Here is a 15,242-nt window from a genome sequence, read left to right as displayed (position 1 = left end):
CCCGCCTGCCGCTGACCGCGCTGGACGCCAGCGCTAGCTATGACGACATCCGCTGGACCGTGCCCAGCGCCACCCTGCAGGCGGGTGCGGGCAGCATCACCGCACAGGGCCACTACACCCCCGCCACCCATGCCCTGGAGGGCCAGGCCACCCTGCGCGCGCTGCGCCCCGACGCCCTGCACACGCTGCTGGCCGCCGCCCCGCTCTCCGGCCGCGTCACCGCACAAACCCAGGGCGACGCCGTGCGCTTCAGTGCCGACGTGCGGGCAGACACCGGCACGGCGGCGCGCACTGCAACCGTAAAGACCCCGGGTGCAGCGGGTGCACCGCTGCGCATCAATACCTTCAGCGCACTAGGCACTTGGCAGGCCGCCGACGGCGGCACGGTGCGGCTGGACCGCTTGGTGCTAGACGCATTGCAGGCCCGTGTGGAAACCACCGGGCTGCAGGTCGCACTGGGCACGCAATCTGCGCAAGGCAAGGTCACCCTGGCAGTGCCCGGCGCCACCGCACGGGCACAAGGCACACTGGCCCCGCGCAGCGGCGCTGGCGACCTGCAGCTGCAGTGGGCCGATGCAGCACTCACGCAGCGTTGGCTGGCCGGCCTGCCCGTGGTGGGCACCTCCGTACAGCGCACTCTGCAAGGGGCCAGCGCCCAGGGCGCCGCACAGATCGCCGCGCGCTGGAAGGGTGGATGGCAGACGTTGACTGAGCAACTTCAGACTACCACCGCCAACAGCGCACCCGCCCGCAACCCCGACCGCTTTGATCTGCAGGCCACGCTGAGCACCCCCCAGCTGGACCTGTCGCTCCCGGCCACCACCAACGCCAGCGGCGGCACATCCGCCGGGCAAGCCCTGCAACTGCGCGCCTTCAAGGCCGAACTGGGGGGCAACCTGGCGCAGGCCTCCCTGGCGTTGACCGGCGAGGTCCGCACGCCAGCGCCCCAGGCCCTGCAGACCACGGTGCAGACCCGCCTTGCCAGCACCCTGGTGGGTGCCGGGCAGTGGCAGTTGCAGGTCAGCGAACTGCGCCTGCAGGCCCAGGCCGCCCAGCGCCCCGGGCCGTGGACGCTGCAACTGGCTGAGCCCCTGGGCCTGACCGTGCGCACTGGCGCCCCTACCCCTGGAGCCCCCAGGTCACCGGCCAGCGGGCGTGCGGCACCATCACCCACCACCAGCGCCCTCAGCCTGCAGGCATCGGCCGGTCAGGCCCGGGTCACAGGCCCCTTGCCGGGCACCGTGGCGCTGCGCTGGTCGCCGGTGCAATGGTCTGCCCCCACGGCACCCGGCGCGCTCTCGCGCTTGCAAACGCAGGGCACGCTGCAGGGCCTGCCCATGGCCTGGGTGGATGCGCTGGGCCTGGGCGAGACGCCCGCCGCCCCAGGCCAGCCCGCGCAGCCATTGCTTGCGCGCATGGGGCTGGCCAGCAGTATCGTGCTCGACGGGCAATGGAACGTGGACACCACGGGCGACGCCCTGCGCGCCAGCGCCAGCCTGCGCCGCACCAGTGGCGACCTGCGCATCCTGGCGGGCGATGCCACGGCCGTCACAGCGGTGCAAAGCAGCGGCCAGGGCACCGGCGCCGGAGCCACCACCGTGCTGGCGACTGCGGCCGCGCCACCTGCAGGTGCATCCAGCGCATCTAGCGCCCCAGGCACTCCCGCCGGTGTGCGCCAGGCAGAAATCACGGTCACCGCCGAAGGCGACACGCTGCGCGCGCGCCTGCTCTGGGCCAGCGACCGCGCGGGTGAGATCGACGCCACCGCCAGCACGCGCCTGGCCGCCGCCAACACCGCTGCCGCCATCACCTGGCCTGCCGATGCGCCGCTGGCCGGCACCTTGCGCGCCCGCCTGCCCGACGTGGGCGTGTGGTCTGCGCTGGCGCCACCCGGCTGGCGTGTGCGCGGCACGCTGGACGCCAGTGCGACCTTGTCGGGCACGCGCGATGCGCCGCGCTGGGCGGGCACCCTGGGCGCCGATGACATGGCAGTGAGATCGGTGGTGGACGGCGTGGACCTGCAAGGCGGCCGACTTCGCGCCACGCTGCAGGGCAACCAGCTCAATATCACCGAGTTCCGCCTGCAAGGCGGGCGGGGCAGCAGCGCGCGCATCGCAGGCTTCAGCGGCAACCGCACAGCCGCCGCGCAAGACGGCGGCACGTTGACCGCCACCGGCCGCGTGGCCTGGGGCGACAGCGCCACTGCCGGCACGGGCATGTCAGGCATCACCATGTCTCTGCAGGCCGAGGCCAAGGCCCTGCAGGTGCTGGTGCGTGCCGACCGGCAGGTCAGCGTTTCGGGCCAGTTGCAGGCCCAGTTGCAGCAGGGCCAGATCAGCCTGCGCGGCAAGCTCACCACCGACCGCGCCACCATCATCCTGCCGGACGAATCCGCACCGCGCCTGGGCTCGGACGTGGTCGTGCGCTCCGCCGCCAAGGATCGCGAAGACCAGGCCAAGGCCCAGGCCGCCGCCAAGGCCAACCAGGTGGCCGCGCAGGCAGAAACCGCCAAGCCGCCCGACATCGCCGTCACCCTCAACCTGGGGCGCGACTTTGCGCTGCAGGGCCAGGGCATCACCACCCGGCTGACCGGCGAGGTGGACATCCGCAGCAGCGCCGTGCCCGGCGCCCCGCCGCGTGTGACCGGCGAGGTGCGCACCGACCAGGGCCGCTACCGCGCCTGGGGCCAGATGCTGGATGTGGAGACGGGCCTGATCCGCTTCAACGGCCCGTACAACAACCCCTCGCTCGACATCCTGGCGCTGCGCCCCAACATCAGCGTGCGCGCGGGCGTGCAGGTCACCGGCAGCGCGCAGGCGCCACGCGTCACGCTGTATTCCGACCCCGAACTGCCCGATGCCGAAAAGCTGTCCTGGGTGGTGCTGGGCCGCAATGCCTCGGCCGGAGGCGCCGAAGCGGCCGTGCTGCAACAGGCCGCCTTGGCGCTGCTGGGCCGCAACGGCGGCCAAAGCCCCACGGCCAACGCCGCCAGCCGCCTGGGCCTGGACGAAATCGGCTTTCGCGGCGCCACCACGGGCGAAGACGCCAGCGCCGCCGCCCTCACCTTCGGCAAGCGCCTGTCCAAAGACCTGTACGTGACGTATGAGCGCAGCCTGTCGGGCACGCTGGGCACGCTGTATATCTTTTACGACCTGTCCCGCCGCCTCACCCTGCGCGGGCAAACCGGCGAGAAAAGTGCGGTGGACATCATCTACACCGTGAAATACGACTGAGGTCCAGACGGCCAGAGAGGCAGCCGCACGCCACTACAATGCGCGGCTGCCTTGCCTCCTCGTAGTTCAATGGATAGAACGAGTGCCTCCTAAGCGCTAGATACAGGTTCGATTCCTGTCGAGGGGACCAAATTCACAGCCAAAATGGCGGCAAGCGCTAGTGCAATATGCGCTGATAGCTATCAAATTTGGAGCAGACTCACACACTACGTATGCTGCACCAGTCAGCCTGTAGTGAGCACCGCACACCCTACTTCGGACCTGTCCTGCCTTCCCGCCCTCGCAAGGGCGGCGCAAGGTGTTCTGCGACCACAGCATCGGCGGAAGGATCATCCGGGCTGACCAGGGTGCCCGCTGCGGCACCACCCAGCGCACCGGCGATGCAGCCCAAAGTGCCCCCAACCACCACCCCCACCGGGCCCGCGACGGCCACGCCCACGGCGGCGCCGGCTGCTGCGCCAGCCATCATGCCGCCGCCCATCAAGGCGGAGTGGGCTTCGCGCTCTGCGTCTTCAGGCTCCAGCGCGGTCTGTGCGCCGGTCCGGGGATCTTGCGACGGGATGCCGTAGCCGGGGCGCGCTTGCTCGGCCAGGTCTTTGTCCACCGGTGTGGCGGTCGCAGCGGAAGGGAGGGGGGTAGTGGCTGGAATCATGATCGGCTCCTTGGACATGGGGCGACGGCGCCAACGGGGTGCCGTCACTGTCCTTTTTTAGCCCTGCAGCTAGGCCGCCCTTGCCAGCCTGCAGACCACACCACTGTCAGGCAATGCGCCGTGCCATGGCACCGCCCTCAGGCCGCCTGCGGTGCCGCGCGGTCTGCAGCAGCGGGCCGCGCAGCCGTCATGGCACTGCCCATCGACGCGGCCATGATGCAGCCAATGGCCAGCCACTGCACCACGCTCAGGTGCTCGCCCAGCAGCGCCATGGCCACCAGTGCAGCCACCGCAGGCTCCATGCTGATCATGATGCCGAAGGCCTCCTTGGGCAGGCGCTTCAGGGCCATCATCTCCAGCGAGATCGGGATGGCGCTCGACACCGCAGCCACCGCCACGCCGATGAACAGCACCGTGGGCGACAGCAGCGCAGCACCCGCATGCACCACGCCCACCGGCACCACCACCAGCGCGGCCACCAGCAGACCCAGCGATACCGAATGCCCCGCGTGCAGGTGCCCGGCGCGCTTGCCGAACACGATGTACAGCCCCCAGAACACGGCCGCGCCCAGGGCGTAGAAGACGCCCACCGGGTCCAGCGTGCTGCCGTTGAGCCCCAGCGGCAGCAGCATGCCCAGGCCCGCGATGGCCAGCGCCACCCACACAAAATCCACCGCGCGGCGCGACGACCAGATCGCCACGGCCAAGGGGCCCGCGAACTCGATGGCCACCGCCAGGCCAAACGGCAGGGTGCGCAGCGACATGTAGAACATGAGGTTCATGCCGCCCAGCGCTGCGCCGTACAGCATGACGGCCCGCGCGTCGGCGCGCGACAGGTGCCAGCGCCAGGGCCGCCACAGCAGCAGCACCAGCAGCGCCGAAAAACCCACGCGCACGGCGGTGGTGCCCTGCGCCCCGACCACCGGAAACAGCCAGTGCTTGGCCCACGAGGTGCCAATGCCCAACGCGGTGACGGAACCCAGCACGGCCAGGAAGGGGAAGAACCGGTGCAGAAGAGAACGGAGGGGGGAAGCGCTCATGGGCTGAAAATATAGTGCGACCCCAGCGTGCTTTTGGCTCGAATTTCGGGGCTTGTGCGCAACTTTCGCTCACCCTCAGAGCCTGTTCCAAGGAACCACCCATGACCACCCCGGCAGCACTTGACCGCTTTGACCTCGCGATTCTTGACATCCTGCAGGCCGACAACACCACGCCCCAGCGCGCGATTGCGCAGGCGGTGAATCTGTCGGCGCCTGCGGTGCAGCGGCGCATTCAGCGGCTCAAGGACAGCGGCGTGATCCGCGCCAACGTGGCCGTGCTGGACCCGGTGAAGGTGGGCAAGCCGCTGACCATCGTGCTGGAGGTGCACCTGGACAACGAGCGCCCCGACCGCACCGCCCCGCTGCGCGCGCGCATTGCGGCGGAAGACGCGGTGCAGCAGTGCTACAGCGTGACGGGCGAGGCAGACTACCTGCTGGTGGTGAACGTGGCGTCAATGGCGGACTACGAGGCGCTGACGCGGCGGCTGTTTGAGGGGGACGACAACATCAAGCGCTTTCGGACCTCGGTGGCGCTGGCCAGCCTGAAAACGGGGCTGCGCGTGCCGCTGGACAGCGCAGCACCCGCTGCGTGATCACCGGCCACAACCCCAGTCCCGAATCCCAAATCCCAACTCACAGACCCAGCATCTGGCGCATCTGCCCGCCCGTAAGGCGCTGGCGCGGGCCACCCAGCAGCTCGCACATGCGCGCATTGAGCGGTGCCGCCATGCCCCGTTGCGCCGCCAGCCGCACCACGGCGCCGCACAGCGCGTCGATCTCCGTCACGCGCCCGGCCTCCAGGTCGTCCCACATCGACGAGCGGGCCGTGGTGTCGATCTGCAGCATGCGCTTTGCCAGTCGTGTGAACAGCCAGTTGGGCAGGCGCAGCACATGAGGCATCAGCGTGGGCGACACGGCGGTGACCTGGGCGGGCGTGATGCCCGCGCGCGCCATCACGCGCAGCGCCTCGGTCTGCAGCGCGGCAAAAACACGGCGGCAATCGCGGTCCAGCAGCTCTTGCCGCAGGGGCAGGTCGGACAGCGCATTGACCGGGTTGTTGAGGTTGAGCAGCAGCTTGCCCCACTGCACGGCACGGATGTCTGGCGGCAGCGTGGTGGCCAGGCCGGCGGCGTTGAACAGGGGCGCGATGCGCTCGGTGACCGCGTCGCGCTGCAGCTGCAGATGGCCCGCGGTGGCGCGGTGCACCTGCGCGCCGCGCAGCACCACGTTGTACGGCACCATGCCCGCCAGCACGTTCAGGCCGGGCGCCAATGCGGCGATGCGGACCACGTTGTCCACGCCGTTTTGCAGCGAGATCACCGGGGTGCCGGGCGCACAGGTCGCCGCCAGCTCGCGCGCGGCAGACTCGGTGGCGCCGCTTTTGACGCACAGCAGGATGATGCTGTCGGCACCGGGCGCGGCGTCGGCCAGCGTGGCAGCCAGTTGCAGTGCGGACATGGGCACGGTGCGGTCAAAGCCGTCCAGGTCAGTGACCTGAAGACCGCGGAGCGCGATGGGCTCCAGCGCATGCGGCCGCCCCACCAGGCACACCGGCTGGCCATGTGCGGCCAGGCGCCCACCCACATAACAACCAATGGCGCCTGCGCCCAAAACGATGAAGTTCATGCCGATGCGTGTGTACGGTGGTGGAAGTGGACGCAGGCGGACCAGGAACCGGCACAGCCTGCGCGCTACCCCCGCATTGTGCGGGGCAGGCCCCTTGCGGCGTGGCGCGCACGCGACGAGGCGCTTTGAAGCACTTCGCGGGTGCTTTTGAAGGCTTTTTGGCCGGTAGCGCTAGTGCAATATGCCTGAAAAGCTATCTTATTGATAGCAAACAGGGCATCACACAGCGCTGGGCTGGGCAGCCGCAAACCGCACGGTCACCCGCAGGCCGCCCAGGCGCGCCGAGCTGTCCAGCGCCACGGTGGCGCCATGGCCTTGGGCGATGGCCTGCACGATGGCCAGACCCAGACCGCTGCCGGGCGCACCATCGGCGGTGACGCGCACAAACCGCTGCATGACCCGCTCGCGGTGCTCGGGGGCGATGCCGGGGCCGCTGTCTTCCACGGTGAGCACGGCGTGGTCGCCCTCGCGGCGCACCTGCAGGTCCACCTGGCCGCCGGGCGGGCTGTATTTGATGGCGTTGTCCAGCAGATTGCGGGCCAGCATGCGCAGGGCCTCGGCATTGCCGGTGACGGTGGCGGCGTCCGATTCAAGCAGGCCCACATCCATGCTGCGCGCCTGGGCAGCAGGAGCCACGTCGGCCAGCGCCAGTTGCGCCGTGGCGCGCAGGTCCACCGGATCGTTGACGGCCGTGCTGGCCTCCTGCCGGGCCAGGGTCAGCAGCTGCTCGACCAGCCGAGTGGCGCGCTCGATGCCGGCCGACAGGCGTTCGATGGCGGCCGCCCGCGCGGCGTCGTCGCCCGCACGCTGTAGGCCCTGCAGTTGCAGGCGCAATGCGGCCAGGGGGGAGCGCAGCTCGTGCGCGGCGTCGGCCACAAAGTGCTGCTGCGCCTCGAACGCGTGCTGCACGCGCTCGAACAGCAGGTTGAGTTCGCTCACCAGCGGCTGCACCTCATCGGGCAGTTGTGCATCGCTCACGGGCGACAGGTCGTCGGCCTGGCGCTTTGCCAGCTGGCGGCGCACGCGTTCCACCGGGGCCAGCGACCGGCTCACGCCCCACCACACGGCCAGCACCAAGAGCGGCGCCATGATGGCCAGCGGCGCCAGCGTGCGCAGCGCCAGGCTGCGGGCCATGTCGCGCCGCGCAGCCATGTTCTGCGCCACCTGAATCACCTGCGAGCGCGTCTGCATCGAGAACACCCGGTAGGTGCCGCCACGCGCCTGCACGTTGGTGAAGCCCAGCACAGCAATCTGTGGCAGGGCGGCGCCCACGGCCGATTCAAAAATGCGCAGGCCTTCGTTGGTCCACACCTGCACGATGAACTCGTGGTTCTCGTCTTCGGGGTCCAGCCCCGGGCCCAGGCCTTGGGCATCCACCGGCAGGCCCGAACGCAGGGCCAGCGCCGTCTGCTGCATGTGATAGTCGAACAGCGCATCGGCCTCTTCCAGCGCACCCCGGTAGGCCAGCGCGCCCTGCACTGCGCCTGCCAGCACGATGGCAGCCAGCAAAAACATCAGCAGCCGCATGCGCAGCGAGCGCGGGAGCATGGACTGCAGCGCGCTGCGCCAGGAGGTGGTTGGCACGTTCTTCATCTCTATTCATCCATCCCCGCCGCATGCTCACGGCGGGAGATTGCGCGGGGGCAGCCAGCAAGGGCCGCCCCGCAGCAAAGGCTGTCGTCCCCTTGGGGGGAAGCGGCGAAGCCGCTCAGGGGGGTCATGCCTTCGGCACGAGGTAGCCCACCCCGCGCACGTTCAGCACCAGCTCGGGCCCCAGCTTCTTGCGCAGGCCGTGGATGTAGACCTCCACCGCGTTGCTGCTCACCTCGTCGCCCCAGCCGTAGAGTTTGTCCTCCAGCTGCTGGCGCGACAGCACCATACCGGGCCGCGCAATGAGCGGCTCCAGCACCGCCCATTCGCGCCCCGACAGCACCACGGGCGTGCCGCGTACGGTCACCTCGCGCGTGGCGGGGTTGATGCTGACGCCCTGGTGTTCATACACCGGCTCGGCACGGCCTGCTGCGCGGCGCAGCAGGGCACGGATGCGGGCCAGCAGCTCGTCCAGGTCATAGGGCTTGAGCACGTAGTCGTCGGCCCCGGCATCCAGCCCCTCGATGCGCTGCGCCACGGCATCGCGCGCAGTGGCCACCAGCACGGGCGTGCGGTTCTTGCGGGCGCGCAGGTCGCGCAGCACGGCCAGGCCGTCGCGTTGGGGCAGGCCCAGGTCCAGCAGCACCAGGTCATACGCCTGAGTGCGCAGGGCCGTGTCGGCCGCATCGCCATCGCGCGCCCAGTCCACCGCGTACTGCTCGGCGCGCAGCAGGTCCAGCACGGCTTCGCCGATCATGGAATCGTCTTCAACAAGCAGCAGGCGCATGGCAAGGGGGCAGTAAGGTCGGTCGGTCAGGAGTGCAGGAAATGGGCTGGCTGCCAAGGATAGCGGCGGCATGGGCGCTGGCGCAGCACCGGGCTGCCAGAACGACTTAAATTTGACACATCACTGTCACAATGAAAGCGCCACGCGCACACCGCCCGCCCCAGGGGCCGGGCCACCACCACAAAACACAAGGAGCAAGACCGATGGCGATTCCGATGGCATTCCCCCCTCTCCACCACGTTGCTGCGGCCGTTGCGCTGGCCGCACTGGCTTCCACTAGCGCCCAGGCCCAGGGCGTGGTCAACGCGCTGTGCAGCACCGACGCGCCCTGGTGCGAAGCGGCCGCCAAGGAGTTCACCCGCAAGACGGGCATCAAGGTGAACCAGGCCCACAAGGGCACGGGCGAGATTGCCGCGCAGCTGCGCGCCGAGGCCAACAATCCCAAGACCGACATCTGGTGGGGCGGCACGGGTGACCCCTTTTTGCAGGCGGCGGAGCAGGGCCTGCTGGCCGAATACCGCCCCGCCTATCTGCATGACCTGCATGGCTGGAGCGTGCGCCAGTACGCCATGTCGGGCCACCAGGTGGGGGGCTTTTACAGCTCGGCCATCGGCTTTGGCTACAACACCGAAACGCTCAAGAAGAAAAAGCTGCCGGAGCCGCAGTGCTGGTCCGACGTGATCAAGCCTGCGTACAAGGGCGAGGTGGAAATATCGCACCCTGCCTCCAGCGGCACGGCCTACACCGTGATCGCGGGGCTGGTGCAGCTGATGGGCGAAGACAAGGCGTTCGACTACCTCAAGGCCCTGCACAAGAACACCACCACCTACACCCGCAGCGGCCAGGCACAGGCGCCCAATGTGGCCAAGGGCGAGGTGGGTGTGGGCATCACCTTCATGTTCAACTTTGAAAAATGGAAGGCCGACAAGTACCCGGTGAAAACCCAGGCGCCTTGTGAAGGCACCAGCTACGAGGTGGGCGGCATTGCGCTGGTCAAGGGCGCGCGCAACATGGAGAACGCCAAAAAGTACTACGACTGGCTGATGAGCCCCGAAGGCCAGGCCGTGGGCGCCCAGGTGGGCAGCTACCAGGTGCCCGCCAACAAGACCTTCAAGATGGACCCGCGCATCCCGACGCTGGACAACGTGAAGCTTATCAAATACGACTTCGAGAAATACGGCAAGGCCGCCGAGCGCCGGCGCCTGATCGACCGCTGGACCAAGGAAGTGGAGGCGCTGCCGCGCTGATGTGCAGCGCCTGCCGCAGGGACAGAGCCGACGGCAGGCGCAGGCCATGGATCAGCCCAGGCGCACGGGCACAAAGATCTTGTCGCCGTCGCGCTCAATCAGCAGCGCCACCGACTTGCCCGCCTTGGCCATGGCGGCACGCACCTGCGTGATGTCCTTGATGGGCGCGCCGTTGATGGCCAGCAGCACGTCGCCCGGCTGCACACCGGCCGCAGCGGCGGGGCCGCGCGCCTGCTCGATGACCAGGCCCTCATTGAGGCCTGCCGCGCGCCGCTCCTGCGGGTCCAGCGGACGCAATGACAGGCCCAGTTGGCCCTTGCCCACGGCATCGTCGTTGCGCGCCTGCTTGATCGCCTTGTCGCTGGCGTCGCCCAGGGTGGCCGTCAGCTCCAGCGGCTTGCCCTGGCGCCACACCGACAGCTTGGCCTGTTGGCCCGGCTGCGCCTGGCCCACCCAGGCGGGCAGGTCGCCCGAGGCGACGATGGGCTGGCCGTCCACCTGGCGGATCACGTCGCCCGCCTGCAGGCCGGCCTTCTCTGCGGGGCTGCCCTTGCTGACGCTGGCCACCAGCGCGCCTTCGGGCTTGTCGAGGTTGAACGACTCGGCAAACGCCTGGTTCACCTCTTGCACGGCCACGCCCAGCTGTGCGTGGCGCACCTTGCCGGTGGCAACAATCTGGTCTTTGATCTTGGCCGCCAGCTCGATCGGGATGGAGAACGACACCCCTTGGTAGCCACCCGAGCGGCTGTAGATCTGCGAGTTGATGCCGACCACTTCACCGCGCGCATTGAACAAAGGCCCGCCCGAATTGCCAGGGTTCACCGCCACATCGGTCTGGATGAAGGGCACCAGGCTGTCGTCGGGCAGCGAGCGGCCCTTGGCGCTGACCACACCCGCCGTCACGCTGTTTTCAAAGCCAAAGGGCGAGCCGATGGCCAGCACCCATTCACCCACCTGCAGGTCGCGTGTGCTGCCCAGGCGCACGGTGGGCAGGTTCTTGGCGTCGATCTTGAGCACGGCCACGTCGGTCTTGGGGTCAGAGCCCAGCACCTTGGCGCGGAACTCGCGGCGGTCGGTGAGCTTGACGATGACTTCGCTGGCACCCTTGACCACATGGGCGTTGGTCAGCACCAGGCCATCGGGGCTGACGATGAAGCCGGAGCCCTGGCCGTGCGTGGGTACGTTGGGCTGGGCCTGTGGCCCCATGCCGCCCGGAAAACCGAACTGGCGGAAGAACTGGTAGAACGGATCGTTCGGGTCCATCTGAGGCGCCCGGCCCTGGCGCGCGGCGGGCTGGCCTTCGTCTTCGCCGTCGTCATCGGCCATAGCGGCCTTGGTGCTGCCCGTCACGCTGATATTGACCACTGCAGGGCCGTTTTGCGCGGTGATCTGCGCGAAGCTGGGCAAGGCCCCGCCAGGGGCGGCGGGCGTCTGGGCCACGAGGGCGGGAGGCGGAGTCAATGCGCGGGCCTGGTGCCCGGTGATGAGGCCTGCGCCCGTCGCACCCACCGCACCGGCGGCCACCAGGGCCAGGATGAGGCGGCGGGGGGTGGAGGTGAGCGGTGTCGTGTTCATGGTGTGGTGCCTTTCCAATCGGAGTTGCGATGGAGGGCAGTGTGGGCACCAACACTTAGACGAAACTTAGAGCGGCTAACAAAACTCCCCTGGCGTCGTTGTCTCACCTTGTCGTACTGCTTGTACTGCCTGCGGCGAAACGCCTAGCCAGGGCCGCTTCGCTGAGTTTTGTGAGCCGCTCTCAGACCGGGATTCAACACCCTCACTGTTTTCTGAGTACCGTGGCAGCTTCGTCACGATGCGCCCGGTCGCAGCCCCCCCGCAGGTCACGCAGCGCCACGGCCTTTCTGGCTTTCGAAATACACCACCTTGCGGGCCCGCATCACGTCGCCCAGGGGCCGGTGCGCAGCCAGCGCCTGCCAGGGGTCGAACACGGCGGCCTCCACCTCGGCGGCCAGGGCTGCGTCAGCAGCCGGGTCCTGCCGTGGCAGGGTGAGCCGGGCCACGGTGGTGTAGGGCGTGGGCCAGTCCACGCTGGCGTCTTCAATGGGGGTGGTGGCCTCGTCCACAAAAGGCTGCAGCTGCAGGTCCCACTGCAGGTCCTGCTGGCGCAGGCGGCCGGAGAATTCGGCATCCCAGTCGTGCTGTACCTGCCTGACGGGCGCGCCGTTGGATGCATGGGGCACGAGGCGCACACGCACGGCATAGGGCCCGCAGGCAATGGGCGCAGCGCTGAACATGGCATGCGATGCAAAGCCGCCAAAGGGCCGTCCAAAGGTCTTGACCGTCTTGGCGATCTGCCGGGCCGCACCCAGCAAGCCATGGCGCTGCACCAGGAACTTGATCAGCGCGCCGCCGCCGTGCGACGCAGCGACCACAAAATCCACAAACTCTGCGCTCTGGGGAAAGGCGAACTTTTCCTGGTTGATGAGCAGGAAGTCCTGGCTTTTTGCGGGCCCGTTGCCCAAGGCAGAGTCGCCCTGCACGCCCCGCACACTTATCGCAAAGCCCCGGATGTCGGGCTTGTGGTCCGCGGCCTTGTCCATGCCGCCGTTGCTCATCCGCACCCGCACGTCGTACTGCGCCGGCTGCGCGAACAAGCCCTGGGCCGCAAACGCGGGCAGATCGCCCAGCACCTCCAGGCGGCCATACGCGGCCGTGAGTTGCTTGCGGTGCAGCCCCCGTCCAGCGCCGTATTTTTGCGACTTGCGCGCCTGCAGCTCGGCAAACTGGCGCGCATAGCCCGCAAAGCGCTGCGCTTCATCGGGTGCCACCACTTCTTTCCAGTCGGTGCTGGGGGCGTTGGACATGTGCATGAGCCACCTCGGTTAAAAGCCAGGCGGCATGGTAGCGCGGCACGGGCTTGCCAGGCCAGCCCACCGGCCATCAGCCCCCGATGAAGCGGTACACGATCGATCCCCGCACCACCTCGCCCGGCTGCCACCAGCGCACCGGAAAGCCCGCGTGGTTGGGCGCATCCGGGTACTCCATGGGCTCCAGGCAGATACCGTCGCCCGGCTGCCAGAGCCAGCCGCCCTGCCCCACTCCACGCCCCCGGTCCCGCGCGGGGTCGGCCTTGAGGCCGTGGCCCGCATACACCTGCACGCCGGGCGCGGTGCTCCACACCTCCATCGCGCGGCCGCTCACCGGTTCGCCCAGCAGCGCGGCCAGTCGCAGGCCCGGTGGCGTGATGGATGACGACGGAGGGGCAAGGGGGGCCGCCTGTTCGTCCAGCACCAGGTAGTGGTCCAGCCCGCCCGCCACAGCCAGTTGCTCATGGGGTGTTGCGATGGCATCCGCCACACGGCGGGCCTGGCGGAAGTCGAACGGCGTGCCCTGCACCGCGCTCAGCATGCCCGTGGGGCACACATCGGCGGCCAATGGCACATAGCGGCTGGCCGGCACCTGCAGGGTGTGGCCGTGGGTGCTGCCCTGGCCTGCCAGGTTGAAGAACGCATGCCCGGTGAGGTTGAGCACCGTAGGGGCATGGAGCACCTCGGCCGTCCAGGCCATGTGCAGCGCGTTGTCGGCTGTGACCTGCAGGTGGAGCTGCAGGCGCACCGTGCCGGGCACCCCGTCGTCCTCTGTGCGGAAGGTGTGGCTCATGGTCAGTGCATCAGCCTGCACGTGTTCCACCGCAAACACCTGGAAGCGGCTCCCGCGCGGGCCGCCGTGGTGATGGTGTGGCCCGCTGTTGGTGGGCAGTTGCTGGCGCGATCCATCCGGCAGGGTCAGCGTGCCCGCACGCAGACGCCCCGCCCAGCGGCCGATGAGCGCGCCCATGGAGAGCTGGCCGTCCAGGTAGCCCTGCAGGCTGTCGTAGCCCAGCGCCACATCGGCCAGGCCGCCCTGCCCATCGGGCACCGCCACCTGCACCAGGCGGGCGCCGTAGTTGCTCACCGCCACCTGCAGGCCGCCGGGGCTGCGCAGGGTGAACAGGTCGGTGCGCTGGCCGTGCAGGTCGCGCTGGAATGCGTCGCGGGAAAGTGTGAAAGCCATGGGCCGAGTCTATTTGGTGGCACTGGCCGTATCGCGCGTGACGAGCCAGATGCCCGCACATACCAGCACCAGGGCCAGCAGGTTTTTCCACTCCCGCAGCGCCTCGCCCAAAAACAGTGCCGACAGCGCCGCGCCAAAGATCGGCACGGTGAAGTTGAACACCGTGATCTGGCTCACCCGGTTGTGCTTGAGCAGGATGCTCCACAGCGAAAACGCGGCCGACGACAGCAGCGCCAGGTACACCAGCAGCACCGTAGAGCCCCAGGTGAAGCCCGTGAGCGAACCACCCAGCGACCAGCCAATGGCCAACAACGCCACACCGCCCAGGCCCAGCTGCCAGCCCGTCATCACGACGGAGTCCATGCGCTGCGACACCTGCTTGCCGTAGATGCTGGCGGCGGCCAGCACGAGGGCGGCGATCACCACGAAGCCCTCGCCCAGCAGCGTGAAGTCCAGGTCCAGCGTGCCGCGCCCCAGGTTGACGACCATCACGCCCGCAAAGCCCACCAAGCAGCCCCACAGCTTGGCGTGGCTGAGGCGGTCGTTGTGATAGACCCAGTGCGCCAGCAGCACGCTGAAAAACGTGCCGGTGGCGTTCATGATGGAGCCCTTGACGCCCGTGGTGTGTGCCAGGCCCACGTAGAAGAACACGTACTGCAGCGTGGTCTGTGCCAGGCCCAGTGCCATCAGCTGCCGCCCTGCTGTGAAGCCCAAGCCCCAGATGGCCTTGCGCATGACCACGGCCCAGGCCAGCAGGATCAGCCCGGCGCCCAGAAACCGCCAGCCTGCGAATACGAGCTGCGTAGGAATGTCATTGCGGGCGATGCCGAACCAGGCGTACCCGGTCTTGATGGCGGGGTACGAGCTGCCCCAGAGCAGGCAGCACAGCAGCGCCAGCGCCACCACGACCTTGCGGTCAGAAAATCGGGAATGCCCCATGAGATGCGGTCTTTCAAGGACAACAGCCCTTGCAGGCAAGGGCTGTTGAAGTGGGAACACAAAGGGCCGGGGCCGGGCGGGGTTTAGGTGACGGGCGCCGGGTTGAACAGCACC

General features: G+C 68.8%; 12 protein-coding genes and 1 tRNA gene. 4 read left to right on the top strand and 9 right to left on the bottom strand.

Going from position 1 to position 15,242, the window contains the following annotated elements:
• The coding region (locus DBR23_RS00695) for a translocation/assembly module TamB domain-containing protein (RefSeq protein WP_233250204.1) at positions 1-3,233 on the top strand (3,233 nt) is incomplete at its 5' end.
• A 55-nt stretch (positions 3,234-3,288) separates the two neighbouring features.
• Positions 3,289-3,363: transfer RNA gene (locus DBR23_RS00690), tRNA-Arg, on the top strand.
• Between the two features lie 120 nt (positions 3,364-3,483).
• On the opposite strand, the gene DBR23_RS00685 is transcribed toward DBR23_RS00690, so the two are convergent.
• Positions 3,484-3,885 carry a hypothetical protein gene (locus DBR23_RS00685; protein WP_108496978.1) on the bottom strand — a complete coding sequence of 134 codons (402 nt, stop codon included), beginning with the start codon at positions 3,883-3,885 and terminating at the stop codon, positions 3,484-3,486.
• A 137-nt stretch (positions 3,886-4,022) separates the two neighbouring features.
• Complete coding sequence (locus DBR23_RS00680; protein WP_108496977.1) at positions 4,023-4,925, bottom strand: EamA family transporter; 903 nt, start codon at positions 4,923-4,925, stop codon at positions 4,023-4,025.
• A gap of 101 nt (positions 4,926-5,026) precedes the next feature.
• Between DBR23_RS00680 and DBR23_RS00675 the strand changes: the two genes are divergently transcribed.
• A complete protein-coding gene (locus tag DBR23_RS00675) occupies positions 5,027-5,518 on the top strand; it encodes an Lrp/AsnC family transcriptional regulator (protein ID WP_108496976.1) in 492 nt (163 codons plus the stop codon).
• A gap of 40 nt (positions 5,519-5,558) precedes the next feature.
• Here the strand turns inward: DBR23_RS00675 and DBR23_RS00670 are convergent, their stop codons facing one another.
• The 3 genes from DBR23_RS00670 to DBR23_RS00660 all read right to left on the bottom strand — a co-directional run bounded on the left by DBR23_RS00670 (position 5,559) and on the right by DBR23_RS00660 (position 8,928).
• Entirely contained in the window at positions 5,559-6,551 is a 993-nt protein-coding gene (locus tag DBR23_RS00670; protein WP_108496975.1) for a 2-dehydropantoate 2-reductase, read from the bottom strand.
• Positions 6,552-6,770: 219 nt separating this feature from the next.
• A complete protein-coding gene (locus tag DBR23_RS00665; RefSeq protein ID WP_108496974.1) occupies positions 6,771-8,144 on the bottom strand; it encodes an ATP-binding protein in 1,374 nt (457 codons plus the stop codon).
• Between the two features lie 124 nt (positions 8,145-8,268).
• Positions 8,269-8,928, bottom strand: a complete 660-nt coding sequence (locus tag DBR23_RS00660) for a response regulator transcription factor (RefSeq protein WP_108496973.1) — start codon at positions 8,926-8,928, stop codon at positions 8,269-8,271.
• Positions 8,929-9,143: 215 nt separating this feature from the next.
• Here DBR23_RS00660 and DBR23_RS00655 point away from each other — a divergent pair, with 215 nt between their 5' ends.
• Positions 9,144-10,175 (top strand): ABC transporter substrate-binding protein, encoded by a 1,032-nt coding sequence (locus DBR23_RS00655; RefSeq protein WP_199227598.1) that lies wholly within the window; start codon positions 9,144-9,146, stop codon positions 10,173-10,175.
• Between the two features lie 51 nt (positions 10,176-10,226).
• Here the strand turns inward: DBR23_RS00655 and DBR23_RS00650 are convergent, their stop codons facing one another.
• From DBR23_RS00650 to DBR23_RS00635, 4 genes are all read right to left on the bottom strand, one after another.
• Entirely contained in the window at positions 10,227-11,750 is a 1,524-nt protein-coding gene (locus tag DBR23_RS00650) for a DegQ family serine endoprotease (protein ID WP_108496971.1), read from the bottom strand.
• Positions 11,751-12,016: 266 nt separating this feature from the next.
• Positions 12,017-13,000 carry a catalase gene (locus DBR23_RS00645; RefSeq protein ID WP_233250203.1) on the bottom strand — a complete coding sequence of 328 codons (984 nt, stop codon included), beginning with the start codon at positions 12,998-13,000 and terminating at the stop codon, positions 12,017-12,019.
• 76 nt (positions 13,001-13,076) lie between these two features.
• Positions 13,077-14,189 carry an aldose epimerase family protein gene (locus tag DBR23_RS00640; RefSeq protein WP_108496969.1) on the bottom strand — a complete coding sequence of 371 codons (1,113 nt, stop codon included), beginning with the start codon at positions 14,187-14,189 and terminating at the stop codon, positions 13,077-13,079.
• A 9-nt stretch (positions 14,190-14,198) separates the two neighbouring features.
• Entirely contained in the window at positions 14,199-15,128 is a 930-nt protein-coding gene (locus tag DBR23_RS00635; RefSeq protein WP_108496968.1) for a DMT family transporter, read from the bottom strand.
• Positions 15,129-15,242: the final 114 nt, after the last annotated feature.

The organism is Acidovorax sp. HMWF018, from assembly GCF_003061035.1.
GTDB classification, from domain to species: Bacteria; Pseudomonadota; Gammaproteobacteria; order Burkholderiales; family Burkholderiaceae_C; genus Acidovorax; species Acidovorax delafieldii.
Note: the sequence above shows the minus strand (reverse complement) of the source record. Positions and strands in the feature narration are given on the sequence as shown.